Source organism: Mariniradius sediminis, assembly GCF_021491425.1.
Lineage (GTDB): Bacteria > Bacteroidota > Bacteroidia > Cytophagales > Cyclobacteriaceae > Mariniradius > Mariniradius saccharolyticus.
The window spans coordinates 73616-97208 of sequence record NZ_JAKEVZ010000016.1 but is presented as its reverse complement, the minus strand read 5'-3'; the positions used below and the strand labels follow the sequence as shown (position 1 = coordinate 97208).

At 47.8% G+C, this 23593-nt stretch carries 24 protein-coding genes; 14 read left to right on the top strand and 10 right to left on the bottom strand.

Features of this window, described 5'->3' with window-relative positions; genetic code table 11:
* Window positions 1-506: 506 nt before the first annotated feature.
* Window positions 507-1094: a hypothetical protein gene (locus tag L0U89_RS17665; protein WP_040481119.1), complete on the top strand. Its 588-nt coding sequence runs from the start codon at window positions 507-509 to the stop codon at window positions 1092-1094.
* Window positions 1095-1454: 360 nt separating this feature from the next.
* A complete protein-coding gene (locus L0U89_RS17660; RefSeq protein ID WP_008630172.1) occupies window positions 1455-1835 on the top strand; it encodes a hypothetical protein in 381 nt (126 codons plus the stop codon).
* Between the two features lie 337 nt (window positions 1836-2172).
* Here the strand turns inward: L0U89_RS17660 and L0U89_RS17655 are convergent, their stop codons facing one another.
* The 6 genes from L0U89_RS17655 to L0U89_RS17630 all read right to left on the bottom strand — a co-directional run bounded on the left by L0U89_RS17655 (window position 2173) and on the right by L0U89_RS17630 (window position 8734).
* Window positions 2173-3540 carry an alkaline phosphatase family protein gene (locus L0U89_RS17655; protein ID WP_234862724.1) on the bottom strand — a complete coding sequence of 456 codons (1368 nt, stop codon included), beginning with the start codon at window positions 3538-3540 and terminating at the stop codon, window positions 2173-2175.
* A complete protein-coding gene (gene eboE, locus L0U89_RS17650; protein WP_234862723.1) occupies window positions 3537-4748 on the bottom strand; it encodes a metabolite traffic protein EboE in 1212 nt (403 codons plus the stop codon). Before eboE ends, L0U89_RS17655 begins: the two co-directional genes overlap by 4 nt.
* Before the next feature lie 2 nt (window positions 4749-4750).
* Complete coding sequence (locus tag L0U89_RS17645; RefSeq protein ID WP_234862722.1) at window positions 4751-5899, bottom strand: 3-dehydroquinate synthase; 1149 nt, start codon at window positions 5897-5899, stop codon at window positions 4751-4753.
* A gap of 46 nt (window positions 5900-5945) precedes the next feature.
* Complete coding sequence (gene eboC, locus L0U89_RS17640) at window positions 5946-6860, bottom strand: UbiA-like protein EboC (RefSeq protein ID WP_234862721.1); 915 nt, start codon at window positions 6858-6860, stop codon at window positions 5946-5948.
* 3 nt (window positions 6861-6863) lie between these two features.
* Window positions 6864-7775, bottom strand: coding sequence for a TatD family hydrolase (locus L0U89_RS17635; RefSeq protein WP_234862720.1), 912 nt, complete (start codon window positions 7773-7775; stop codon window positions 6864-6866).
* A 68-nt stretch (window positions 7776-7843) separates the two neighbouring features.
* Window positions 7844-8734 carry an EboA domain-containing protein gene (locus tag L0U89_RS17630; protein WP_234862719.1) on the bottom strand — a complete coding sequence of 297 codons (891 nt, stop codon included), beginning with the start codon at window positions 8732-8734 and terminating at the stop codon, window positions 7844-7846.
* Window positions 8735-9095: 361 nt separating this feature from the next.
* Between L0U89_RS17630 and L0U89_RS17625 the strand changes: the two genes are divergently transcribed.
* Together L0U89_RS17625 and L0U89_RS17620 are read left to right on the top strand one after the other, a co-directional pair.
* Window positions 9096-9380, top strand: a complete 285-nt coding sequence (locus L0U89_RS17625) for a nucleotidyltransferase family protein (protein WP_234862718.1) — start codon at window positions 9096-9098, stop codon at window positions 9378-9380.
* Window positions 9377-9721 carry a HepT-like ribonuclease domain-containing protein gene (locus L0U89_RS17620; RefSeq protein ID WP_234862717.1) on the top strand — a complete coding sequence of 115 codons (345 nt, stop codon included), beginning with the start codon at window positions 9377-9379 and terminating at the stop codon, window positions 9719-9721. The genes L0U89_RS17625 and L0U89_RS17620 overlap by 4 nt, the downstream gene beginning before the upstream one ends.
* Before the next feature lie 232 nt (window positions 9722-9953).
* On the opposite strand, the gene L0U89_RS17615 is transcribed toward L0U89_RS17620, so the two are convergent.
* Window positions 9954-10217, bottom strand: coding sequence for a BPTI/Kunitz-type proteinase inhibitor domain-containing protein (locus L0U89_RS17615; protein ID WP_234862716.1), 264 nt, complete (start codon window positions 10215-10217; stop codon window positions 9954-9956).
* A 209-nt stretch (window positions 10218-10426) separates the two neighbouring features.
* Between L0U89_RS17615 and L0U89_RS17610 the strand changes: the two genes are divergently transcribed.
* Complete coding sequence (locus L0U89_RS17610) at window positions 10427-11752, top strand: pyridoxal phosphate-dependent aminotransferase (RefSeq protein WP_234862715.1); 1326 nt, start codon at window positions 10427-10429, stop codon at window positions 11750-11752.
* On the opposite strand, the gene L0U89_RS17605 is transcribed toward L0U89_RS17610, so the two are convergent.
* Complete coding sequence (locus L0U89_RS17605; RefSeq protein ID WP_234862714.1) at window positions 11753-12775, bottom strand: zinc dependent phospholipase C family protein; 1023 nt, start codon at window positions 12773-12775, stop codon at window positions 11753-11755.
* A gap of 207 nt (window positions 12776-12982) precedes the next feature.
* Here L0U89_RS17605 and rpsT point away from each other — a divergent pair, with 207 nt between their 5' ends.
* From rpsT to L0U89_RS17560, 9 genes are all read left to right on the top strand, one after another.
* A complete protein-coding gene (gene rpsT / locus L0U89_RS17600; protein ID WP_008630145.1) occupies window positions 12983-13237 on the top strand; it encodes a 30S ribosomal protein S20 in 255 nt (84 codons plus the stop codon).
* A 115-nt stretch (window positions 13238-13352) separates the two neighbouring features.
* Window positions 13353-14051 carry a RadC family protein gene (radC, locus tag L0U89_RS17595; protein WP_008630143.1) on the top strand — a complete coding sequence of 233 codons (699 nt, stop codon included), beginning with the start codon at window positions 13353-13355 and terminating at the stop codon, window positions 14049-14051.
* A 3-nt stretch (window positions 14052-14054) separates the two neighbouring features.
* Window positions 14055-14672, top strand: a complete 618-nt coding sequence (locus L0U89_RS17590) for a DUF1684 domain-containing protein (RefSeq protein ID WP_234862713.1) — start codon at window positions 14055-14057, stop codon at window positions 14670-14672.
* A 94-nt stretch (window positions 14673-14766) separates the two neighbouring features.
* Window positions 14767-17178 (top strand): phenylalanine--tRNA ligase subunit beta, encoded by a 2412-nt coding sequence (gene pheT, locus L0U89_RS17585; RefSeq protein WP_234862712.1) that lies wholly within the window; start codon window positions 14767-14769, stop codon window positions 17176-17178.
* Window positions 17179-17181: 3 nt separating this feature from the next.
* Window positions 17182-17466 (top strand): hypothetical protein, encoded by a 285-nt coding sequence (locus tag L0U89_RS17580; protein ID WP_008630137.1) that lies wholly within the window; start codon window positions 17182-17184, stop codon window positions 17464-17466.
* Between the two features lie 2 nt (window positions 17467-17468).
* Complete coding sequence (locus tag L0U89_RS17575) at window positions 17469-17753, top strand: cell division protein ZapA (RefSeq protein ID WP_008630135.1); 285 nt, start codon at window positions 17469-17471, stop codon at window positions 17751-17753.
* 68 nt (window positions 17754-17821) lie between these two features.
* Window positions 17822-19384 carry a ribonuclease Y gene (gene rny, locus L0U89_RS17570; protein WP_234862711.1) on the top strand — a complete coding sequence of 521 codons (1563 nt, stop codon included), beginning with the start codon at window positions 17822-17824 and terminating at the stop codon, window positions 19382-19384.
* Between the two features lie 69 nt (window positions 19385-19453).
* On the top strand, window positions 19454-20227 hold the full coding sequence (locus tag L0U89_RS17565; RefSeq protein ID WP_234862710.1) for a zinc-dependent peptidase: 774 nt from the start codon (window positions 19454-19456) through the stop codon (window positions 20225-20227).
* A gap of 60 nt (window positions 20228-20287) precedes the next feature.
* Window positions 20288-21568 (top strand): M20/M25/M40 family metallo-hydrolase, encoded by a 1281-nt coding sequence (locus L0U89_RS17560; RefSeq protein ID WP_234862709.1) that lies wholly within the window; start codon window positions 20288-20290, stop codon window positions 21566-21568.
* On the opposite strand, the gene rlmB is transcribed toward L0U89_RS17560, so the two are convergent.
* Together rlmB and L0U89_RS17550 are read right to left on the bottom strand one after the other, a co-directional pair.
* Window positions 21569-22342, bottom strand: coding sequence for a 23S rRNA (guanosine(2251)-2'-O)-methyltransferase RlmB (gene rlmB, locus L0U89_RS17555; protein ID WP_234862708.1), 774 nt, complete (start codon window positions 22340-22342; stop codon window positions 21569-21571).
* On the bottom strand, window positions 22315-23469 hold the full coding sequence (locus L0U89_RS17550) for a GWxTD domain-containing protein (RefSeq protein ID WP_234862707.1): 1155 nt from the start codon (window positions 23467-23469) through the stop codon (window positions 22315-22317). Before L0U89_RS17550 ends, rlmB begins: the two co-directional genes overlap by 28 nt.
* Window positions 23470-23593: the final 124 nt, after the last annotated feature.

Genomic DNA, 23593 nt, shown 5'->3' with positions numbered 1-23593 from the left:
CGAATCCCAGCGGGATCACTTGATCACTTGGAGCAGGCTGGTGGCCTGCTTTTTTGTTTTTGGGGTTTTTCGGTGGTGTAGTATTGGTCCTGGTCCGCGATGGCTATCGGGACGAATCCCAGCGGGATCACTTGATCACTTGGAGCAGGCTGGTGGCCTGCTTTTTTGTTTTTTTTGGGTTATCAGCGGCGGATGCAATTACTCCCGTCCAGCACTGGGATTTGTTTTTCACCTGATCTCAAACTATATTCAGCTGTATTGTTCGGTTTTGATTTCCAATTACAAATTGGGTTGATAATAGGGTGGAATTACATCCACGATGAATATCGGGATCCACCCAGCCACCACCGGAAGTCTATACTACACTCGGGGGATTGAAAGAGAAAAATATGATGGGGGATTAGGCGGACATATGGTTGACACTTGGTTGGATCATATGGTTGGTTACTGGCGAAGCTTCGGGATACAGGTGAACGTCTTTGAAACGTTAGAGGATTGAATCGTACATGAAGAATAAACTTATTGTTTCAGTTTTATTGTTGGCCACTTTTTCCTGCGATAGGGTAAATAGGCTAACTGCGGAGGATTACGCTTGGATGCCATATGGTGAAAACCAGACGCTCGTATTCAAATCAAATTTTGGAGAAATTGACACCATATTTCTTTTGAAAAAGGATACAATTTTTGGGTACCCGGAGGCACAAAAGTTCAATGGAATCGTGACACAACACGTGGTAATTTATTGTAGGCATACAAGTCCGATAAAGGGCGGTCATAGATACTTGACTGGAGAATTTTTTTCGGTTTTTAGAAATAAACAGAATAAGACATCGATTGATGTTCAATTAAGGACAAAGAAGGCAGCATTTTATGGCTATCGTCATGAACTTCTTATCGAGGATCTTTTAGCCGATGGCTTTATCACATTAGTTACAACACAGGCAGAATATGAAGATGTCTTGGTATTCTCCAGCGACCCGTACTTTTCCAACCGAGAAAGATTTATTTCCAATTTGTATTGGAGCAAGTCGAAAGGGTTGGTTCGTTATGAGAAAACGGACGGTGAATGTTGGGAATTGGTTGAGGGGGACTGATCCCCCTCTAGTAGTAAGTATCTTGTGAAGACCTTGATTTGAATCAAAGACATGTTGTAAGAAGATTGTAGTAATCCTACCGCAAGCGCTGATTAAGTGGACGTTATATTCATCTCTACCATGCTGCTCTATAACCTCGCGGAGATTCTGGCGTCCGGCCTCAATTCGGAGCCCGAACCCGAGGCTCATTTGCAAGGAACGACTTGATTGATATTGGAGGAAAAAGTATATATTTCGGCATTCGAGTGGTTTCTTTTTTTGGTCAAATCGGATGTATCGTTTCTCATTTTTGCTTGAAAAAAGAATCCTTTGAATTCAACCTACAATAATCCCTCTAATTCATCTTAACCAATTCCCTTTATGAAAAAAGTGTTGTTTCTCATGCTGTTGGTGTCCACGATGCTGGTATCCAATGGTTTTGCCCAGTCTGAGCCTTCCGAAGACTTCTTTGTCGGTTCTTGGGAAGTAGTGATCCTCGGTACCCCCTATGGCGATGTCAAGATGATTGCCCAGCTGTCGCGTGTAGACGGCAAATTGTCCGGCGACTTGGAACCTGTCATGGAACCTTCTCCCGGCAAAGTCCCCATTGACCGTGTCGAAGAAAACGGTGATAGCATCACCATTTATTTTTATGCCGAAGGAACCGATATCGACCTGAAGCTCACCAAAGTGGACAATGATAACCTGCAGGGCATGGTAATGGGCCAAATGAGCTCGACCGCCAAGCGGATATCGAAATAAGGACATCTTGGAAAAGAAAAAGACCCGGGAGACCGGGTTTTTTTATGGCCGATCTCCAACTTGTATTCCCACTAAATATCCATTGGACTGCCAATGATCCAGATTCTGCGATACTTGGAAAATAAAATATTTGGCTCGCAGCAATTGGTCGTCGATTTTCTAAATAGTGCATTTATAGTTTATCAATGAACTTGATAAACCTTGTATTATGACTACAAAATATCTTGTATTTATAATACAAACTTTTGCAAATATCTGATAAAGAGGCTATTGAAAAAAATCGATTTCCTTCGGTGGGATATTTCAATTCGAAAGTTTGGGGAAACAGGAGCGCTTCCTAATGTCCGGCCACCGTTTCGAAGATGATATCAAACACTTCTTTTCCTTCGACATTTGGTTTGACTTGCTTGTTGGTCACCAAAATCGGCCAGTCCTGCTTGTCTTCGGGAATTCGGCCGTGGGAGCCTTTGACCAAAGTGGCATCCAGTGAAATCACGTCCATCAGATAGCGGAAACCGAGTTTCTTTTTGAGGAGTTTGAGGCCGATTTTACCCTTGAGGAACTTGATATTGGGGTCGGCGAGGGTTTCCACGGGATCGTAGCCCGGCTTTCTATGGATATCCACACAGCGGGCGTAGTCAGGCGCCTTGACATCGTCCAGCCAAAAATAGTAGGTAAACCATGCGTCCTTATCCGCTACGGCCACCAATTCCCCTGCGCGTTCGTGGTCGATTTGATACGCTTTTTTACCTTCATTGTCCAAGACCTTCTCAATCCCTGGCGTGTTTTCGAGCAGTTTTTTGACGGTAGGAATGTCGGTCGGATTTGTCACGTACACATGCGCCAATTGATGGTCGGCAACTGCGAAAGCCCGGCAGGTTCCAGCATCGAGGGTTTCCCGGCCCAATTCATTTTTTACGGCGATATAACCTTTATCCCGGAGAATCCGATTGATGTGCACGGGCCGGTTGACGGTCGTGATGCCGTACTCGGAGAGCAGGATGATTTCCGTGCCATGGGCCTCAAAATACTCGATCAGGTCCTTGCAAATAGCATCGATCTCTTCCAAGTCTTTTCCAATTTTGGAAAAATCGAGGCCATAGCGCTGCAGTCCGTAATCGAGGTGGGGGAGATAAATCAAATTGAGGGTTGGGTTGTACCATTCATCGATTTTCTTGGCGGCTTGTGCGATCCAAGCGGTGGATTCGATGTTGGCATTTGGCCCCCAAAAGGAGAATAGCGGAAATTGGCCGAGTTCCTGCTGCAGGCGGTCCCGAAGTTCCATCGGTTGGCTGTGGATATCTGGGAGTTTTCGGCCATCGGCTGGGTAAAGCGGGCGCGGTGTCACGGCAATATCGACGGAGGAGTACATGTTGTACCACCAAAACATATTGGCACAGGTGAAATTCGGGTCCAGTTCTTTGAGTTTGTCCCAGATTTTGGGTGCCTGCACGAGTTTGTTGGATTGGCGCCAAAGCTTCACTTCACACTCGTCCCTGAAATACCAGCCGTTGCCGACGATGCCGTTTTCTGCTGGGGATTTTCCCGTCAGGTACACCGATTGTGCCGAACAAGTCACCGCCGGAAGGACCGGATTGATGAAGGTTTTGCTGCGTTTTTCGATCCAATGTTTCAAAAATGGGGTATGCTTCCCAATCACGCGGGAAGACAGGGCCACGACATCAAGGACAACGGTTTTTTTCATGCTTTCATGTGTTGGATGACCCATTCTAGTTCTCGGATGATGGACTGGGAAAGGTCGATTCGCAAGGCTGGTTCGAGTACGCCCCAAGTGTAAGTTTCCACTTCCAGGTGCTTGCAGACGGGCTTGTGCGCGATCGCATCGAGGACCTCCACAATCGCGTCTTGGGTTGACGAGAAATAGCCGTAGTTTTTGAGAAACAAGGGTACGTGGAAATGGATCATGAATTCCTCCGCATTCGATTTGGGAAGGAAGCGTACCGCTTCGGGCAGGTCGGGATAGGATTCCATTTCCCCGGAAGCCGTTTTTCCCACTACTTGGTGGAGGTAGGTCGATTCAGATAGCTGGCTGAGTTTTTCTTTGAGCTTGTCACGTTCCAGCTGCGCAGCAGGAACATCCACTTTCAACGCAGCGCTGATTTGTATCTTGCCGATCTTGATGCCCGCTAGTTCAAATTTAGCGAAGGTAGCTGTCGGCTTTTCATACACGATCGCAAAGTGGCAAACGTCGTAGCAGACTTGGATATGCCTGAGGATGATTTGCGTCGCATCTCCGCTTGGGATATGGTGTTTTTCAGCCAGGTATTTGGTGCCGATAGGCAGCAAGCAATCTTGGAAAAACGCGATTGTTTCGTCTGAATTTTCCAAGATGCCATCCGGTTCGGGTTCGATATCGAGGTGAAGGAAATTGCCGGTCTGGTTTTCAAGAAAGTGCAGATTTGCAGCGACTTCGGCTAGATTCACCGCGGCGCGCTCCAAGACGCTGTTTCGTTCTTCCGCAGTCTTTTGCCAAAAGCGGTAAGAAATCGGTGAGGTAGAAATCCCGCCTTCCATGCCGCTGGGTATGATTTCCGCCAAAATCCTGAAAAGCCTGAGTGTATAGTCAAGTCTTTCGGGAGTGGACCAGTCGGGGCTATGGACCTGGTCTTTGACGACCGTCTCATGGAAATCACCGTAGGGAAAGCCGTTCATCGTAAAGACGTAGCAATTTTCGCTTTGGAGCCAAGTCTTGAATTCCGTCAAGTTATTCCCCTGATCCAATTCGTTACTAGCCTGATTTGAAAGCCGCAGGCCGATGCCGAATGCTTGGGTAGGACTCACAGCCTTTTTGACATTGGGGATATGGACTTTCAGGCTGTTGAAGGTGTCCTGCCAAGTCTCGCCGGGGTGGATATTGCTGCAGTAGGTGAGGAGGTGGTTGGCGATCAACATGGTCAAACTGGTTCCTTTTTCAGGGAAATTTGTTCCAGATAGGCTACCGCTTTCCTGACCAAATCCCCATCCATCTCGTGCACTTCTTCCCCAGTTCCGATGCCGCGCAGCAGCATGATGGTCAATTGGCCACCAAGATGCTCCTGGAACTCCTGGAGGCCTTTGAGGAGGTTTTCTCCTGTAAGTGCAGGATCAAAAAGATCAAATCCCAAGGCTGAGATCAGCGCTAGAATCCGTTGCAATTCTTCGGCCTTGAGCCAGCCCTTAAGGTGGGAATAGGTGCTGTCGAGCGCGATGCCGATAGCGACCGCTTCACCATGGCGAATGGTATAATTGGTCAAATGCTCCAATTTGTGTGCCGCCCAATGCCCAAAATCCAATGGTCGCGATGAACCCATTTCGAAGGGATCTTTGCCTGCAATATGGTCCAAGTGCATCTGCGCGCAGCGGATGATGGAGGTTTTCATCGGGTCCATATCCCGCTTGGCAAGTGCTGCGGCATGCCGCTCCAGCCAGTCGAAAAACGATCCGTCCTTGATCAAAGCCACCTTGATCGCTTCCGCCAAACCCGAGCGCCAATCCCGGTCGTCGAGCGTCTTGAGGAAATTGAAATCGTTGATGACTGCGTACGGCGGTGCAAAGCTGCCCAGGTAGTTTTTCTTACCATAGGCATTGATGCCGTTTTTGACGCCCACGCCCGAGTCGTTTTGGGAAAGTACGGTGGTCGGGATGCGGATATGCCGGATGCCTCGGTGGGAGATAGCGGCTGCAAAACCCGCCATGTCGAGTACCGCCCCGCCACCAATCGCGACGATGTAGGAATGTCGGTCAATCCCATAAAGGTGCGTGGCTTCCATGATTTGTTCCATGATGGCGCGGTCGTTTTTGCTCGCCTCACCTCCCGGTACGATCAAAGGCTCAGCGCAGAGAAACAGCTTGTCGGTATGTGCTTTCGCATAGGATTTTACTTGCTCGACCAAATTCGGATGGTGTTCCGCCACGCCGCTGTCGATGACAAAAAATGTTTTTGAAGCCTTTTCCTTTCCCAAGGTTCCCGCCAGCAAAGTGTTTTTCGGATCGAAAATATCTTCCGAAAAACAGACATTGTATTGAAAGGGAACTGTAAAATTTTGCTTCAAAATCGTATTCATGGGACCTTCTTTTCAAAATGATCGGCGCATCTTTCCCAAAAAATCCTCAGGTTACAGCAAAAATCTTGGCTAACCGTAGGGATATTGGCAAGAGCAACAAGATCACCAAACCGTACAACCAGCCCCCAAAACCCGCTGCCAAGGACGCATTGAGAATGATGAGGGAAATAACGGCAGCTTTCACAGATTTTCCAATCAATTTGGGTTCTTGTTTCTGAATCGCCTTGATCAATGGCGGAAAAACCATGTAGGCCAAGAGCCCAATGAAAGGAAGCGCCTGTATGCCGGCTTTTCCTTTGCCGAAGGAGATTATCACCAAAGTCACTATGATGCCACCATAGAGGCCCAATCCCCCGTACAGGGCGCCTTTGTTTTTCCCATGGACTTCGCCGCGGCTGACCATCGTGATCCCGGACACGTAGGCTAGCGGAATCAGCCCCAAAGGCCATAATTCGGGCACCTGGGTAGGGATGGCAGAAATTCCAAGCAGCAAATTTCCTGTCCTGCAAAGGCCCATATTGATTGGGCCAAAGATCGATTGGTGCTTTCCCCAAGCGTCATAAAGCAGGGCGCAGGCAGCCACAGCCATGGCGATGTACCCGCTCAATTTTCCTACCTGGAAAGCAGCCAAAATTCCTCCGATTAGAAAGAGTGATGCCATGAAAACCGCTCCCAACTTGGAAGCTCGGCCGCTGGGTATGGGCCGCTCTGGCCTTTCGACAGCATCAAGCTTCGCATCAAAAATATCGTTGAAGGCTACTCCGCCACCGTAAAGGCCTATGGTGGACAGCGTCAGCCAAGCCAAAATTGACCAATAGCTAGGTTCTTGGACTTGGGGGAGAAAAAGCAAAACCGCCGCACCGGAGACGGTAAATCCCGCCCATATATCCGCGATAGCGGTCACGATATTGGCAGGACGGAGGAGCTGGGCGTAAGCTTTGAATCTCGAAATCAAGGTCATGGTTTAATTCTCAACTTTATCTGCAGGCCCTTCGACGCGGGGCACTTGCCCTCCACGAAGGACCGTGTTTCCAAATAGTTTTTGTCTTTGGTCGATCGGCGCGGCATTGAGCCAGTCCGATTCGTGCATTTGTCCGCTTTGGGAGTAGGCGGTCAGGGCGTTTTGGTAACAAGTCATGCGGATGTGTTCCTCTGGGATTCCATGCTTGCGCATCAGCGCCGCCGTTTTTGGCACGGCCAAGGGATCGCTTACGCCCCAATCAGCCGCAGAGTCTACAATGATGCGCTCGGGTCCGTATTGCTTGACGATTTCCACCATTCGCTCACTGCCCATTTTGGTATGGGGATAGATCGTAAACGCGGCCCAAAATCCCCTGTCCAGGACTTCTTTCACTGTTTCTTCATTGTTGTGGTCGACGATGACCATTTTGGGATCGAGGCCATGCTCGTCGCTGACGTCCATGCTGCGGGTAGTACCGCGCTTCTTGTCCCTGTGTGGGGTATGGATCAAGACGGGCAATCCGACTTCTTTTGCCAACTCCAGTTGCAGGCGGTAATACTTGTCTTCCGCGGCCGTTTGGTCATCGTAGCCGATTTCACCGATTGCCACCACGCCGTCTTTGGTTGCAAAAAGCGGCAGTAGTTCCATCACCTCCTCCGCCAAAGCTTCATTGTTGGCTTCCTTGGAATTCAGGCCGATCGTGCAGTAGTGCACGATCCCGAAGTTTTTGGCGCGGAACCTCTCCCAGCCTACCAAGCTGCTGAAATAATCCTTGAAGGTTCCCACCTCGGTGCGGGGCTGACCCAGCCAAAATGCCGGTTCGATGATGGCCACTACGCCTGCTTTGCGCATGGCTTCGTAGTCATCAGTGGTGCGTGAAGTGACGTGAATATGTGGGTCAATGTACATTTCCATGGGTAAGGGTATCTAAAGGATGGTAAATTTAATCGGTTAATTGGGATGCAGGCAAGGATTCTGGGGCATTATGGATTCGCCTCGCGGAACCGTTCCCCGATGGAGGTCCAGTTGATCGAACCGCTTTCGATTTCTTTCTTGAGCTCTGGAAATTCGCCCAGCAAGACTTTTGCCTCAGGCAGCGGACTTTGGTGACAGGCCAACAATGCTGCCTCTACCTGCAAGGGGTCTTTTGTGGCAATCACTTTCCGGATATCGCCCAAGCGCTGGGAATTCAGGAACGGAGCCACAAACCGCCATGCTTCCGGCATCACGGACCTTCCCGCAGCCCATCTTTCGTGGGCGAAATCGACCAGGGTATGCGCCAGGTTTTCATTGGCGCGGCGGTCTGAGTCAAGGATTTGGAACAACGGACGCTGCATGAAGATGGCTTTGACAACCATTTGGTTCCAAGCAGCTTCTTCCAGGTGCTCTGCCGGAAAGGGATTGTTGAGCGCAACAGCATCAAACACCAACGTGATATTTGTCCGTAGGCCCTCTACTGCCCTGGCTACAAGGTGTTCCTGAAATGGCATCAGCGGCAGGGCAGCATAAAGCGATTTCAACTCGTGCATGTCGGCTGTTTCGAAAAGCTGGCGCACACTTTTCATCCAAGCGGCTTCGTCCTGGCTGGGGTATTGCAACAGTAAATAAGTCCGCGCCGCCTGCAACTGGTCCCAGGATTCGGGACTGAATCCCGGACGAAGGGATTTTGCTTCATGGATTTTGGAGGCGGAGAGGATCAAAGGTTCTTTCTTGAAGTACCGGGAGGCTTTGCCAAAGGCGAGGAAAAACTTCATCGAAGCTTGGCTTTTCTGGATTTCTTCGCCCTGTAGCCCCAGCCAATCCATTGAAGATGCTTCACTTTGCTGCTTCAAAACTTCCCACAAAAATGCGGCAAAACGGGTGCTATCTGACATGGCTGTTGGTTCGTTATTTTGGATTTTTTTCGAAGAAAGCCGACGTCGAAAGGTGTCTGGGTTGGCTTTTCAGTCTGTTGTAAAAATAGGGATTTATGCTTTTGAGGGATTTACCAAAAAAATAAAAATAGCGCTGTTTTGGGAATGTCTGAGCAAAATCATGGAAATGACAATTTGAAACTTCTGTGAACAAGTAGGATTTGGGGTGGTATCCCTGAATCTGAGGATTTCAGAGGCCTTGTCGATATTACCTGAGGGGTTTTGTAGGAGGCATAAATGACTGATTACCTCCAATGCCTAAATCTGCTTGGGGTACAGCTGGAAGCAGAAGTCTTTTACGAAAAATAGCTAACTTTAGGCTATGGTCTCAAATCAGCAAAAGGAAATCATCAAGGCAGTCACAAAAAAGCTGAATCCAACCTTCCTGGGTGTTTTTGGCTCCTATGCGCGCGGAGAAGAAAACGAGCACAGTGATCTTGATATCTTGATTGATTTTGGCGACAAAGTGGATTTGCTTGAGTTGATCGGGGTCGAACAGGAACTCAGTGAAGTGCTGGGGGTAAAAGTCGACCTTGTTACACTGCGCTCGCTAAATCGGTCCTTGATTCCCTACATTGAATCGGATGTTATCAAACTCGTCGGATGAAAGATCCGGTCATCTATATCGAGCATATTGCTGCCTGTATTTCAAGGATCAAGGAGTATACAAGGGGATTGGAAGAAGCTGGATTTCTGGAAAATTATATGATTCAGGATGCGGTGATTCGTAATTTTGAAATCATCGGTGAAGCGGCCAAGAAGCTACCTCAAGATTTCCGGGCAAAATATCCGCAAGTCGAGTGGAAGAAAATCTCCGGCATGCGGGATAAGTTGATTCACGACTATATAGGCGTTGACATTTGGGCTGTTTGGGGAGTTGTCGAAAACGTACTTCCAAAGTTTGAAATCGAGATCGAGCTGATATTGAAAAAAGAGAATCGGACTTGATTTTTGAATTTTTGGTCCGAAAATTACCTGATCGGACGCTTACAGTATGGACGGCTTCCAAAAGTAAACGATAATGTTTTTGGTGTTTTCCGAGCAAAACAATCAAAAAAAAGGCCTATCGCGGTACCTCAATCCGCTTTTGCGCAAAAACATCAGATTGCTTATAGCCTGAATGAATCGAATTGTGCGGTAGAAGTTTTTTTCAAATCTCCCAGGTAATACGGACCTCAAATCACAAACACTTGCATTCCTTACATTCTTCCTCTGTCTCGAAGCCTTTAGGTGAGCAGCCGCTGTGGCCGACCAACTCACACCTGAGTTTTTGCTTGTTGTAAAACCACCTTTCGAAATAGGCTGAGCAGTCTTCACCGGTCTGAGGGACTTCGCTGCAAGTTGCAAAGTTCGGCTCGCAGTCTCTGGAACAGCCAATCACGCCGGCTGCAGCAAATAGAAGAACTACAGGAATCAGGGTTTTGACTTTTGGGTACTTTTTCATGACGTTAAGCTACATCTATTTTTAAAATCCTAGGCGAATTCGCCGCTGGAATTGTGACTGATTTCAGGAAAATTTTTCTGGTTCGTTTTTTCTAGGTAACGCTGGTTAGGGTTGCCGATTTTGCATCGCTCCCCCACAATTCCTGTCGAATCCTGAATATTCCTTTCGCTTTTTTGTTTATTTGTTGCTAATTTCCAAATACCCACACCATGAGGACGATTTTGCTGCGGCCGGGCGCCGAAGAGTTGAATTACGAGATCAGGGGAATAGTCAAAAAGGCCCGTCAGATCGAGGCCTTGGGCTATGATATTACCTGGGAAAATATCGGCGACCCAATCCAGAAGCACAACAAGGTGCCTGCATGGATGAAGGAGATTGTTTCTGAGCTTGTCAACGAAGACCGTTCCTATGGGTATGCTGATTCCAAAGGCGTATTGGAAACAAGGAAATTTCTCGCGGGACTCAACAACCAAAAAGGTGGCGCCCAAATTTCTGCAGAGGATATTTTGTTTTTCAATGGTTTGGGCGATGCGATTGCCAAGTTGTATCAATTCTTGTTACCCACTGCCCGCATTATCGGACCTTCGCCTGCGTACAGTACACACAGTTCCGCTGAGGCCGCGCATGCCAATACCGCCCCGGTCACCTATACCCTTGACCCTGCCAACCAATGGCTACCCGACATGCAGGACCTGTACAACAAGGTCAAGTACAATCCAGCGATTGTCGGCATTTTGATCATTAACCCCGACAATCCTACGGGCATGGTGTATCCTAAGGAAGTCCTGCAGGGCTTTGTGGACATTGCACGGGAGTTCAATTTGCTGCTGATAGCAGATGAGATCTACCAAAACATTACTTATAACGGCGTAAAGGCCACGGCACTTTCTGAAGTGATTGGGGATCTGCCGGCGATTTCGCTGAAAGGAATTTCCAAGGAATTTCCTTGGCCGGGTTCACGCTGCGGCTGGATGGAGTTTTACAACCGCAATGCTTCCAAGGAATTCAGTAAGCTGGTCCAGACGCTCGAAAATGCCAAAATGATCGAGGTTTGCTCGACGATACTGCCACAGCTTTCCATTCCAAAGATCATGTCGCATCCACAGTACGCGGCCTATCGTGCCGACGCCAACGAGAAGATTGGCAGACGCAGCCGTATCATGGCGGAGATTTTGGGCGATATTCCCGGGATAAAGTTTAACCCTACCAAGGGTGCCTTTTACAATACGGTCGTTTTCGATGAAAACTTTTTGGAAAAAGACCAATTTCTGCCCATCACAGATCCCAAGCTCAAGGAACTGCTGGACGGCTGGCTGGCACAGGATCCGGAAATGCCTTTGGACAAACGGTTTGTCTACTATCTATTGGCTTCGGCAAATATCTGTGTCGTGCCGATTTCATCCTTTTGCTCAGACTTGCGGGGCTTTCGCGTGACGCTTCTGGAGGAAGACGAAGCCGTGTTCAGGCAGACTTTCGAAAAATTGGGCAGGGCGATCCAAGCTTATTTGAATTCGACCAAGAAGGAATTGGCTTAACTAGGCTGGCCCAATCAGCCAGAGAAGTTCCTCTCTTCGAAACAAATCCCGGCGATTTTTATCATGCAGCGCGAGTCCGCCTTCATGTTCTCGGACGTTTAGCTTTTCGTCCCGATCAAATTTTTCGGGATCGATATCGAGCTTGTTTTGTATCAAACCATCCAAATCGGGTTGGCCTGCATCTATCCAAGCGGTGTACCAGAAATCAGCCACCATCTTGACCGCCCTGCGCATTTGCCGCTCGACCTGTCCGCCGAGGGCTTGGTGGTAGGCCAAGGTAAATTCACGGCTGTATTGTCGTGTATTGATGCCTCCGCGCTCTTCGAATGTGTACTTTTTGTCCTCGGGAAAGCGTGTGCTGATGGTTTTTTCAAAGCTGAGTACTGAATCCAGCGCCGCATGGGTTTGTATAAGCGTGTTCCAAATTTCGATTTGAGGGCTTCTGAGATAGTCCGCTTTCCCCACAAAGAAGTCGTATTCCTCCGATAGTAGTTCCGGAATCCTGCTTTCCCAAAAACCGTGGATCCCGTATTGGTTGGTCAGTTGGCCGTTGTAGTTTTTGGTGGTATGCAGGGGCACATGCATGTCGCCGATGTAATGTCCCAAATCTGCTGCGAGGCGAAGGATGGCTTTGGGGTCTTTGCGCTTCATGGCCTCGGTCAGCAGGATTTTGGTATGGTAGACATTCCATGGGCCGATTCCTTTGGAGCGAAGTTCGGCTTCGGAATATTGTTCCAAGGCCTGCTGCCAATAGCGTGGGAGTTTGTGTACTGCGCTATCCCCATACGCGTCCAGGTCGATGAAGTGCTTTTCGGCTTCGCCAAGGACCGCGTAGCGCCGTTTGTCGGGGTTGACGGCATTTTCGGTCATAAAGTCGATATGGTATTTGAAAAAACCGATCATTTCAGGCGGCAGGGAAAATACTGAGAGCCGATTGATCCGCTGGTGGGCATAGAATCCCCAGGCTTGGCTTTTTTGGGAAGAAAGAATAACAATGGAAAGAAAGAGGATGATCAGTCGCATAGTGTAAAAATAACTCTTTAGTGATTAAAATTGAATTTTTTTTGATTTACCTTTGTGCCCGTAGGCGGTAATCACCAACATTCATTGATTTTCGGGCTTGACCAGGTTTTGTTCGAATTTCCCTTTGTGTTTAAAAATTAATCAATTACATTTGCACTCCGTTTTAGGGAAAAAGGGTTGTAAATCGACATTAAGTAAATTAAGGATATGGCAAATCACAAATCGGCACTTAAGAGAATCCGTGCAAACGAAGCCAAGCGTTTGAGAAACAAATATCAGCACAAGACGACAAGGACTTTTATCAAGAAGTTGAAGTCTGTGACCGATAAAGTCGAAGCGCTCGAACTGTTCAAAACAGTTACCTCTATGATTGATAAGCTCGCCAAGAAGAATATCATTCATAAAAACAACGCAGCTAACAAGAAGTCAAAATTGGCGAAATTCGTTAGCTCGCTTTCCTAAACAAGAAATTAAACGTTTAAATAGCCCCTTGCAGCAGCTTGGGGCTTTTTTTGTTTTTGTGCATTCGGTATTTTTAGTCGATACAATTTTCCAACAGTATCATTGGTGAATTTTTATGGAGGAATACAATTCTATCAAGATTTCGGCTTTGGCGGAGGAGGACAGACCTAGGGAAAAACTTTTATTAAAAGGAAAAGCGGCACTTTCTGATGCGGAGTTGATCGCGATCCTGATCGGCTCGGGGTCCAAAAACCTTTCCGCGGTTGATCTTTCCAAGCATATCCTTTCCAAGGTCAATTATGATTTGGCGGAATTGGCTAAGTTGAGCCTGGCGGACCTCCAGAAGTTCAAAGGCATCGGCGAAGCCAAGGCGATAAGTATCGTGGCGGCTTTGGAACTAGGCCGCAGGCGGAAATTGATCACCGATTCCCCCAAGCGCCCAAAAATCACATCCTCTGCGGATGTATATAATCTGATGAAAACAGAACTTTTGGACGAACCTGTAGAGCATTTTTATATCGTGCTGCTCAACAGGACGAATTATGTGATCAGAAAACAGTTGATCAGCTCCGGAGGCACGAGTGGCACCGTGGCCGATCCCAAAATTATCTTCAGATATGCTTTGGACAGCCTCGCCAATTCCATCATTTTGGTACATAACCATCCCTCAGGTAGTGCCAAGCCTTCCGAACAAGACCGCCGCCTGACGACAAAGCTCAAGGAGGTCGGGAAAAATCTCGATGTTCCCGTCGTCGACCATCTCATTTTCACGGATGTTGGCTATTTTAGCTTCGCCGATGAAGGTTTGATGTGAATTATGAAAAGTAGAAATATCCTGATTTTGGGCGTTCTTGCCGTGATTGCTATCGCTGTCGGCTACACGCTGACCGCCACCGAGTCTCCTGAAGCCTACCTTGAAAAGGTCGAAAAAGAGCGTGAGCGCCAGTTCAAATACCTCAAGTACAACATCGAGTCTCCGCTTACTGAAAGCCAAAAAAGGGACTTGACGGATTTGGAACATTATCCAATTGACCCCAAATACAAGGTGAGGGCTAAGATGGTGCCGGTGGAGGACCGCAGGATGTTGGAATTGCCGATGACTGACGGCTCAATTGAAAAATATTTGAAGCATTCTTGGGCCGAATTCGAATGGGAAGGAAAAACTATCCGTTTGCTGCTGCTGCAAGCTGCAAAGGAGCAGGACAAGCGGAATTTCTTTTTGGCCTTTGCCGACGCGACGAGTGGCAGCGATACCTATGGCGGCGGGCGTTACCTGAACCTTAGACAGGATGGCAAAAACAGCATCACGATTGATTTCAATTTAGCATACAACCCTTATTGCGCCTACAACCCGGATTTTGCATGCCCGCTACCGCCAAGGGAGAATATTTTGGAAGTGGGCATCTTGGCAGGGGAGAAAGATTACAAGAAGTAAATGCCAAGATTGCTGCGACAATTTTTCGGCAAGGGGTTCCCCCCTATGTCAATTCTCTTAAATTTGTGCCTTGCTCTGAAAAAAGCGGATTTTCATGAAGATATCGATCAATAGATTAAAGGATTTTATAGCCCTGGACCAAAAGCCGGAGGAAATCGCCGCTTTGCTTACCGGCTCTGGATTGGAAGTGGAAGGAATCGAGGTCTTTGAATCTATCAAAGGCGGCCTGGATGGAGTGGTAATCGGACAGGTCATGACTTGCGCCAAGCATCCCAATGCAGACAAGCTGAGCGTGACTACCGTCGATATCGGGACTGCCATTGTGCCGATAGTTTGCGGTGCGCCCAATGTCGCCGCGGGGCAGAAGGTCGTCGTGGCCACTGAAGGTAGCACGCTTTACCCCATTTCGGGCGAACCTTTTGAAATCAAAAAAGCAAAAATCCGTGGAGAGGTTTCCCAAGGTATGATCTGTGCCGAGGATGAGATTGGTATCGGTGAAAGCCATGCTGGCATCATGGTCTTGGATACGGATTTGCCAAATGGGACTCCCGCCGCCGAGTACTTCAAAGTGAGTAAAGACCATGTACTGGAAATAGGCCTGACGCCGAATAGGGCCGATGCTGCTTCACATTTGGGAGTGGCTAGGGATCTCAAGGCGCTTTTGAAAAGGGAAATTTGCATTCCCTCCGTGGATGCATTCCAGTCGGACAGCAATCAGCGACCGATCAGTGTCGTGGTAGAAAACGCGGCGGATTGCCCAAAATATTCAGGCTTGACCATTTCAAATGTAGAGGTTGGACCTTCTCCGGCTTGGTTGCAAAACTACCTTCGTACCTTGGACCTCGAGCCCATCAACAATATCGTGGACGTGACCAATTTTATTCTCCATGATTTGGGTCAGCCGTTGCATGCGTTTGATGCAGACAAAATTCAGGGCGGAAAAATCATCGTGAAGAAACTGCCGAAAGGCACCACTTTTGTCACTTTGGATGATAAGGAAAGAAAGCTTTCAGGAGGGGAATTGATGATTTGTGATGAAAAAGGAGGCCTTTGCATAGCGGGCATTTTTGGAGGGAAAGGCTCCGGCGTCTCCGACACGACCCAAAACATTTTCTTGGAATCTGCCTATTTCTCTCCGGACGTGATTCGAAGAGGCTCACAGTTTCACGGCCTCAAGACCGATGCTTCCTTCCGATTTGAAAGGGGCACCGATCCAAATATGCCTATATACGCATTGAAACGCGCTGCGCTCTTGATCAAAGAGATCGCAGGAGGGGAGATTTCTTCCGAAGTAGTGGATGTGTATCCGAATCCAATCCAAAATCTTGAGATAGAGGTTTCCTATCGAAACATCAACAGGCTCATTGGCAAGGAATTGGAGAAAAGCGAAATCAGGACCACTTTGGGTCTTTTGGATATTCGGGTTTTTGATGAGCAGGAAAATGGTTTCAAAGTTTCAGTGCCACCGTACCGCGTCGATGTGACCCGCGAGGCCGATGTCATAGAAGAAATCCTGAGAATCCACGGGTTTGACAATGTGCCTTTGTCCGAGACACTGAAAGCAGATTCTTTGGCCGAACATCCAGCTAAGGACTTCAACAAACTTCAGTACAGACTCAGCGAGATATTGTCCGGGATCGGCTTTTACGAGATCATTACCAATTCGCTGACCAAACCTGTCTATTCGGAAAAATCCGGCTTTCTGAATCCTGAACAGAATGTCGAGATACTCAATAAACTCAGCGAAGACTTGGGAGTGATGCGGCAGAGTTTGTTGTTTTCTGGTTTGGAGGTCTTGGCATACAACATCAACCGTCGGCAGACGGATCTCAAGATGTTTGAGTTTGGTACAGTGTATGCCAAAACCGAAAATGGATACCAAGAGGAGAAGCGACTGGGTATTTTCATGACAGGTGACAAGCATATCGAGTCTTGGCAAATGGCATCTGTGCCCGTCGGTTTTGCAGATTTGTACAGCGTGGTGGATTTGATCCTGGAAAAGCTTGGATATGAAGGGGCGGAAGTCGAAATCATCCACGAAGCGCCCTATGATTACGCGCTCAAGTTGACATTGGGTACCAAGGTTCTGGGCACTGTCGGCTTGCTGCAAGAGGAGATATGTAAGCTGGGGGAAGTGAAGCAGGAGGTGTTTTTTGCAGAGCTGAGTTGGGATTTGTTGACGAAAAAAGCCAAAGGCTTGAAAAAGTACCAAGAAATATCCAAATTCCCGGAGGTTAGGAGGGATTTGTCCTTGGTGATTGATAGACAGGTGAGTTTTGACAAAATCAAGAAAGTCGCGGTCAAAGCCGGAGGTAAATTGCTTCAGCGTATCGGGGTTTTTGATGTGTATCAAGGAGACAAGATCGAGGCAGGCAAAAAGGCCTATGCTTTGAGCTTTTTCCTACAGGATTCCGAGCAGACCTTGACAGACCAAGTGATCGAGCGGACCATGTCCAGATTGATCCAAAGCTTTGAAAATGAGGTAGGAGCCTTTATCAGAAAATAGAAAATGATTCAAGAAGAACTTCAACGATTGGAAAAACTGACCCTCCAGGTCGGTAGGAAATTAACCCAACTCGAGCAGGACAATCAGTCCCTTCGGGAAGAGATTCAGGCTACCCGAAGAAAGCTGGAGGAAAGGGAACTGGCGTTGGAGGATTTTAAAAATCAAATTAAAATAGCTAAACTTGTGAATAGCATACCGGTGGAGGAAATGGAATCTGCCGAATTGAGAGAAAAGATCAATCATTATATAAAGGAAATCGATAATATCATTGCCTACTTGTCTGAGTAACTATGGAGACACTTTCAATCAGGTTGAAAATCGGTGATCGGGAATATCCCATGAAAGTGAAGGCGGAGGATGAGGCCAAAATCAGGCACGCGGGAAAACTGATCAATGATAAAATCAAAAGGTATCGAGAGGAATTTGGCCTCGATGATAGACAGGATTTGCTGGCCATGGTCGCGTTTGATAGCATGGTGGAGTCCATGAACCAGGATATGGTCAATTCAGATGACAGCCAACTTATCGAAGCGAGTCTGTCCAAGGTCAATGACCAATTGAGTTCCCTTTTATAACCCAGAGTAATCTCTTTTTTCGTGGATTTTTTTCTGATCCCGGTAGGTAAACTACATATTTTATACCTATGGGAACAACATATATTATCATCGCAGCCCTAGTCGGTCTAGGGTTGGGCGGCTTTATTGCCAGCCTATTTCTGAAAAACAATGCCAAAAAGCTTGAGGAAGAAGCTAAAGAAAAAGCAAAAAGTATCATTCGTGAGGCTGAGATTAATGCAGAGGCCCTGAAAAAAGACAGAATCCTTGAAGCAAAGGAAAAGTATCTAAAACTTAAGGCAGAGTTTGAGGAGGATGCCAACAAAAAGAAGGCCATCATCATCACCAATGAAAACAAGCTAAAGCAAAGGGAACAGGTGCTTTCCAAGGAATTGGAGCAAATCAAGAGAAAAGAAGCAGAACTCGACAGCAAGAAAGAGAACCTCACTGCCCAGTTGCATTCAGTTCAGGTCAAGAAGGAAGAACTCGATCGGGTTACCAATCAACGTATCGCGGATCTTGAAAAGATTGCGGGTCTAACAAAGGATGAAGCCAAGGAACAGTTGGTGGAAATGCTCAAAGACGAAGCCCAAACAAAAGCATCCTCCCAAATCAAGGATATCCTTGACCAGGCGAAATTGACGGCGACGAAGCAAGCCAAGAAAATCGTTCTCGATACAATCCAGCGTACCGCAACAGAACACGCTATCGAAAACTGTGTTTCTGTCTTCAATATCGAATCGGATGATGTGAAAGGGAAAATTATCGGTCGCGAAGGACGTAATATCCGTGCGCTGGAGGCGGCGACAGGTGTGGAGATCATTGTGGACGATACACCCGAAGCCATCATCATATCTGGTTTTGATCCTGTAAGAAGAGAGATAGCGCGGCTTTCACTCCACAGATTGGTCCAAGACGGCAGAATTCACCCCGCCCGTATTGAGGAGGTCGTGGCAAAGACCGAAAAGAATATCGACGAGGAAATCGTCGAAATCGGCGAGCGCACCTGCATTGATTTAGGTATCCATGGATTGCATCCAGAGTTGATCAAGATGGTCGGAAGGATGAGATTCAGGTCTTCCTACGGTCAAAACCTCTTGCAGCACTCGCGTGAAGTCGCCAAGCTGTGCGCCACAATGGCCGCTGAAATGGGACTCAACGCTAAGCTCGCCAAGCGAGCCGGATTGTTGCACGATATCGGTAAAGTATGGCCCGAGGAAGCTGAGCTTCCACACGCGGTCTTGGGCATGGAACTCGCCAAAAAATACAAAGAGCATCCCGAAGTCTGCAACGCTATCGGTGCACACCATGACGAGATCGAGATGACTTCCATGATTTCCCCAATCGTGCAAGCCTGTGATGCCGTTTCTGGCTCTAGGCCTGGCGCAAGGCGTGAAATCATGGACAGCTATATCAAGCGGTTGAAAGAGTTGGAGGACTTGGCTTTGAGCTTCGACGGTGTCAACAAATGCTTTGCGATGCAGGCAGGGCGTGAACTTCGGGTCATGGTCGATGCCGAAAACGTAGACGATCAGACAGCCAACAAGCTTTCCTTCGACATTTCCCAAAAAATCGAAAAGGAAATGCAGTATCCCGGTCAGATCAAAATCACCGTCATTCGGGAGATGCGCGCAGTCAGCTATGCAAAATAAATTGAATTATCCAGTTGGAATTCCGGGCCATTTGGCCCGGAATTTCTTTTTTGATCCAATCCTTTTCCTATGAGTCAGGAAGCTTTTTTCGAGATTGGTGAAATCCTTTACCAGAAATACAGGCAAATCCGCTACTCCCTGCTAGAGAGATTGATGCCCTCCAAGGACCTTGAGATCCTCGCAAAGCATTTCCCTTACTACGCCAAACTCTCCCCAAAAAATCAGAAAGCGTTCAGGAAAAAGCTTGCTTATTTTATTTCTATCAAGAAGTTCGTCCCTCGGGGTGGCCTCGAAGCGGTCACGCGGGAAATGGTCGTTTTGATCAGCGCGACGGCTGTGATGGTTGCTTATGGATTTGATTCGGTCAATTTTCTGCACTTCAAGAAAATCCTTGTGTATCCCGATAATTACTATTCGACCATCACCAAACAGTACCACAAGGGCGAGGTCAATCCGAAGTTGGGGATTATTGTGGTTTCCTGGTCCAATTTTGTCCATGGGCTGGGGCATGCCCAAGACGGCATCAATCTCGGTATCCACGAGATGGCCCACGCGCTGAAGCTCGAAAACCTGATCCATTACAACAATGAGAGCAATTTTTTCAATCCTCGGACTTGGAAGGCTTTTGAAGACCTTGCAAATCAAGAAATCGCGTTGATTGACAACGGCGGAGAATCGATTTTCAGGAATTCCGCCACCAGAAACCTCCACGAGTTCTTTGCTGTGGCGGTGGAAGTCTTTTTCGAAAAGCCGGCCGAACTGAAGTCCGCACGGGCGGAGCTGTATGAGACCTTGGCTGTTTTGCTTCGGCAGGATCCTTTGGTTTTGTTTCAAGAATTTTAATTTACAGGCGGTGTTGCCAAATAGTCACGTTTTGTCCAATTTTCAGGTAAAAAGTAAAAAATGAGATTTCTCCTCACGTTAGCGCTTGCATTCCTTTTTCAGTTTGCTGCACTTCCCCAGTCCATCCAGCCCACCTATAAGGCCCAAGTCAGTGCCCTTTCCCAAAAGCCTGAGATCAGAAAGGCATTCTCCTACATCGAAACTATCGACTCCGAGACGATTCGGGATATGATTAGGCTGACGGAGATTCCGGCTCCGACTTTTTTGGAAGCCAACAAAGCCAAAGTATACGCCGACATGTTGCGGACTGCTGGAGCGGATTCTGTCTGGATGGATGAGGTCGGCAACGTGATTGCGCTCAGAAAAGGAAAAAGCAAAGGTGGCAAAATCATCGTCGATGCGCATCTGGATACGGTGTTTCCACTCGAGACCGATGTGACCGTCAAACAGCGTGGGGATACCCTATTGGCTCCGGGAATTACGGATGCGAATCGCTCGCTTTCACTTGTAGTCGCTTTGGTGAAAACGCTGCATACAAATAACATCCGTACCGATAAGGATATTTGGTTTACCGGAACGGTCGGTGAGGAAGGTTTGGGAGACTTGAAGGGCATGAAGCATCTTTTCCGGGACGGAGGAAAAGGAATCGATGCATTTATCGCGATCGATGGAGGTGGATTAGAGGACATTGTCAACGGTGGCATAGGTTCGCTGCGCTACAAAGTCGCGTATCAGGGACCTGGAGGACATTCCTATGGCGCTTTCGGCATTGGTAATCCACACAACGCTTTGGCGCAAGCAGTTGCCGCGTTTATTCCAAAAGCTGACGCCTTCACCAAAGAGGGCCCCAAAACCACTTACAGCATATCTGTTCTTGGCGGCGGTACCTCGGTCAATTCTATCCCATTCGAATCTTGGATGCTGGTGGATATGCGCTCCGAAAGCCAAGAAAGACTTCAAGGTATCAATAAACTCTTTTTGGAATCTGTAGAGGAGGGACTGAGAAAAGAAAACAGCATTGTTAGAAGCGGAAACCCACTGACAGTGTCAATAGACAAAGTAGGTGACAGGCCAAGTGGCCTTGCATCTCCGGACTCGCCGCTGATTCAGCAAGTGATGGCTGCAGCAGACTTTATGACAGGTGGAAAAAACCCTGAGCTCAGCGCCGCTTCAACCAACAGCAATGTCCCATTATCGATGGGGATACCTGCCGTGACGATCGGTCGCGGGGGAGAAGGAGGCGGCGCCCACAGTCTGGACGAATGGTTTGTCAACAGGGAAGGACATAAAGCAGCCCAACAGGCGTTGTTGATCCTCTTGATGCAGGCAGGGTACAAGTAATCATCTCCTCTGGCGGATCGCCTCATAGATCACTACGCCCGCGGATACGGATACGTTGAGACTTTCGATATTTCCGGCCATTGGAATCTTGATGGATTCGTCACTCAGTCCCATAAGTTCTGGAGAAATTCCATCTTCCTCCGATCCCAAGATCAAAACAGTCGGACTCGTGAAGTCGGTATCGTACATGAGCCGGTCAGTTTTTTCAGTCACGGCTACGACGTTGAGGCCCATTTTCTTTAAGTCTTTGACGATGTAATAGAGGTTTTTGACCCTAGCTACCGGCAAGTGATTCAAGGCTCCGGCAGAAGTTTTGACTGCATCGGAGTTGATTTGGGCACTTCCTTTTTCAGGAATGACAATCGCGTGGACTCCTGCACACTCGGCGGTACGGGCGATCGCCCCAAAGTTGCGCACATCGGTGATTCTATCCAAAACCAAGATCAATGGAGCAACACCATTGGAATAGCATTCATCCACGACGTTGTCCAGGGATGCGTATTCTATCGCCGACATATGGGCAACGACGCCTTGGTGGTTTTTACGGGTGATCCGGTTGAGTTTGGCTTCCGGCACTCGGACCACGGGGATCCTTTCCGTTTTGGCCAGATGCAGCAATTCCTTGATCAACTCATTGTCGGCCTCTTTCTCGACGAGGATTTTGTCGATCTCCTTGCCAGCATGGATGGCTTCCATGACGGCCCGTGTTCCAAAAATAAAGTCCTTGTCCTGTGCGCCTTTGTTGATCAGAAATCCATCTGTCCGTTTCTCCATGTCGTGATGCTTTTGAACCAATCAGGCTGGAGGGCCCGGGATCGGTTGAGTGTGTAGTAGCTATTGGTCAAAATGTTTTTGACCCGCGTAAAGGTAAAGGTAATTTTCGAATTGGCATCCGGGCTGACATATGACCAAATCTCGGCGTTGAGCCGGAAGACGACTTCATTTGGAGGTCCCATCACGGTGAAGACCATGCCACGGTCGGTCTTCCAGCCTTCTTTAAAGTCTGTGAACAGGATATTGGCAAACTCAATCTGTTTGAAGTACTCCCTGATGACTTTTTTGGCCAGTTCCTCATCCTTGGTCAGCCCGTACCAATATTGGTCCAAGGCTATCTTTTTGTTTTCGGCAGCCATGAGGGTTTCGTGCTCTTTTCTTGTCGAAATGTACGCGACCATGTCCACCATTTCGTCGTAGTCTTTGATTCGAGGAAAAGCTTCGTGCACCGTTTTGACCATCATCCCTATGGCCGATGTGGTATCCGATTGGATGAAATAATAACCATCTTGGTCAAAGGACTTAGGGATATTGAGCAAAAAACCACCCTCATAATTGACTTGGATTTCCTTTGGGACCGCTGGTGGACGAATTTCCATCGGCGGTAAAGGCGGCTCAAAAGTGGCCGGATAATGAAAGCTATGTAGGGTAAAAACCGAGCGGCCCTTGAACTCAAGTGGTTCCTTGATGCTCAGGAAACTCTGGTCAAAAGGTATCCCATCAGCGTAATAGGCCCAATAGCTCGTATGCCCAAAGATGTATGGACTCAGGAGATCGACGTGAAAATAGTAAACATCACCCTGCCTTGTGTCAGTGACCTGAATCAGAGCAAAGGCCATTTCCTGTCCCTCAGGTATTGTAACTCTTTTTTCAAAGTAATAATGATAATCTGTCTCCCGGATGACATCGCTTTTTTCCAGGTTGACTAGGTTTTGGGCAGAAATCGGTTCGCTAAAACTGGAGAGGACAGCATAGGCAAACTGATAGGTCTCAAATTCGATTTCAGGCTCGATTTTTTCTACGGGCATTTGCAGCAAGAAGGTCCGTTCGGATTCAAGTCTTGGGATGATTTTTGGGGACACCCTTGCGTACCGGGAATACCGCAGTGCTTGGTTGATCGTTTCCAAGGTTTGCTGTGCAAAAGAAAAATTCAGCGTTGCGAAAAATGTCAAACAAAGTATGGGGATGAAAATTCGCACAGGGTTGATTTTTTTTCTGAACATCTGGTTTTAAAAATTAAGCTTAATTTTG

Bases quoted from the DNA above. Each gene is read 5' to 3' on its own strand.
- L0U89_RS17620 (WP_234862717.1), top strand. From the start codon at position 9,377: ATGAAAGATCCGGTCATCTATATCGAGCATATTGCTGCCTGTATTTCA.
- L0U89_RS17660 (WP_008630172.1), top strand. From the start codon at position 1,455: ATGAAAAAAGTGTTGTTTCTCATGCTGTTGGTGTCCACGATGCTGGTA.
- eboC (WP_234862721.1), bottom strand. From the start codon at position 6,860: ATGACCTTGATTTCGAGATTCAAAGCTTACGCCCAGCTCCTCCGTCCT.
- rpsT (WP_008630145.1), top strand. From the start codon at position 12,983: ATGGCAAATCACAAATCGGCACTTAAGAGAATCCGTGCAAACGAAGCC.
- radC (WP_008630143.1), top strand. From the start codon at position 13,353: ATGGAGGAATACAATTCTATCAAGATTTCGGCTTTGGCGGAGGAGGAC.
- pheT (WP_234862712.1), top strand. From the start codon at position 14,767: ATGAAGATATCGATCAATAGATTAAAGGATTTTATAGCCCTGGACCAA.
- rlmB (WP_234862708.1), bottom strand. From the start codon at position 22,342: ATGGAGAAACGGACAGATGGATTTCTGATCAACAAAGGCGCACAGGAC.
- L0U89_RS17575 (WP_008630135.1), top strand. From the start codon at position 17,469: ATGGAGACACTTTCAATCAGGTTGAAAATCGGTGATCGGGAATATCCC.
- rny (WP_234862711.1), top strand. From the start codon at position 17,822: ATGGGAACAACATATATTATCATCGCAGCCCTAGTCGGTCTAGGGTTG.
- L0U89_RS17565 (WP_234862710.1), top strand. From the start codon at position 19,454: ATGAGTCAGGAAGCTTTTTTCGAGATTGGTGAAATCCTTTACCAGAAA.
- L0U89_RS17655 (WP_234862724.1), bottom strand. From the start codon at position 3,540: ATGAAAAAAACCGTTGTCCTTGATGTCGTGGCCCTGTCTTCCCGCGTG.
- L0U89_RS17630 (WP_234862719.1), bottom strand. From the start codon at position 8,734: ATGTCAGATAGCACCCGTTTTGCCGCATTTTTGTGGGAAGTTTTGAAG.
- L0U89_RS17625 (WP_234862718.1), top strand. From the start codon at position 9,096: ATGGTCTCAAATCAGCAAAAGGAAATCATCAAGGCAGTCACAAAAAAG.
- eboE (WP_234862723.1), bottom strand. From the start codon at position 4,748: ATGTTGATCGCCAACCACCTCCTCACCTACTGCAGCAATATCCACCCC.
- L0U89_RS17560 (WP_234862709.1), top strand. From the start codon at position 20,288: ATGAGATTTCTCCTCACGTTAGCGCTTGCATTCCTTTTTCAGTTTGCT.
- L0U89_RS17615 (WP_234862716.1), bottom strand. From the start codon at position 10,217: ATGAAAAAGTACCCAAAAGTCAAAACCCTGATTCCTGTAGTTCTTCTA.
- L0U89_RS17645 (WP_234862722.1), bottom strand. From the start codon at position 5,899: ATGAATACGATTTTGAAGCAAAATTTTACAGTTCCCTTTCAATACAAT.
- L0U89_RS17580 (WP_008630137.1), top strand. From the start codon at position 17,182: ATGATTCAAGAAGAACTTCAACGATTGGAAAAACTGACCCTCCAGGTC.
- L0U89_RS17590 (WP_234862713.1), top strand. From the start codon at position 14,055: ATGAAAAGTAGAAATATCCTGATTTTGGGCGTTCTTGCCGTGATTGCT.
- L0U89_RS17605 (WP_234862714.1), bottom strand. From the start codon at position 12,775: ATGCGACTGATCATCCTCTTTCTTTCCATTGTTATTCTTTCTTCCCAA.
- L0U89_RS17665 (WP_040481119.1), top strand. From the start codon at position 507: ATGAAGAATAAACTTATTGTTTCAGTTTTATTGTTGGCCACTTTTTCC.
- L0U89_RS17635 (WP_234862720.1), bottom strand. From the start codon at position 7,775: ATGGAAATGTACATTGACCCACATATTCACGTCACTTCACGCACCACT.
- L0U89_RS17610 (WP_234862715.1), top strand. From the start codon at position 10,427: ATGAGGACGATTTTGCTGCGGCCGGGCGCCGAAGAGTTGAATTACGAG.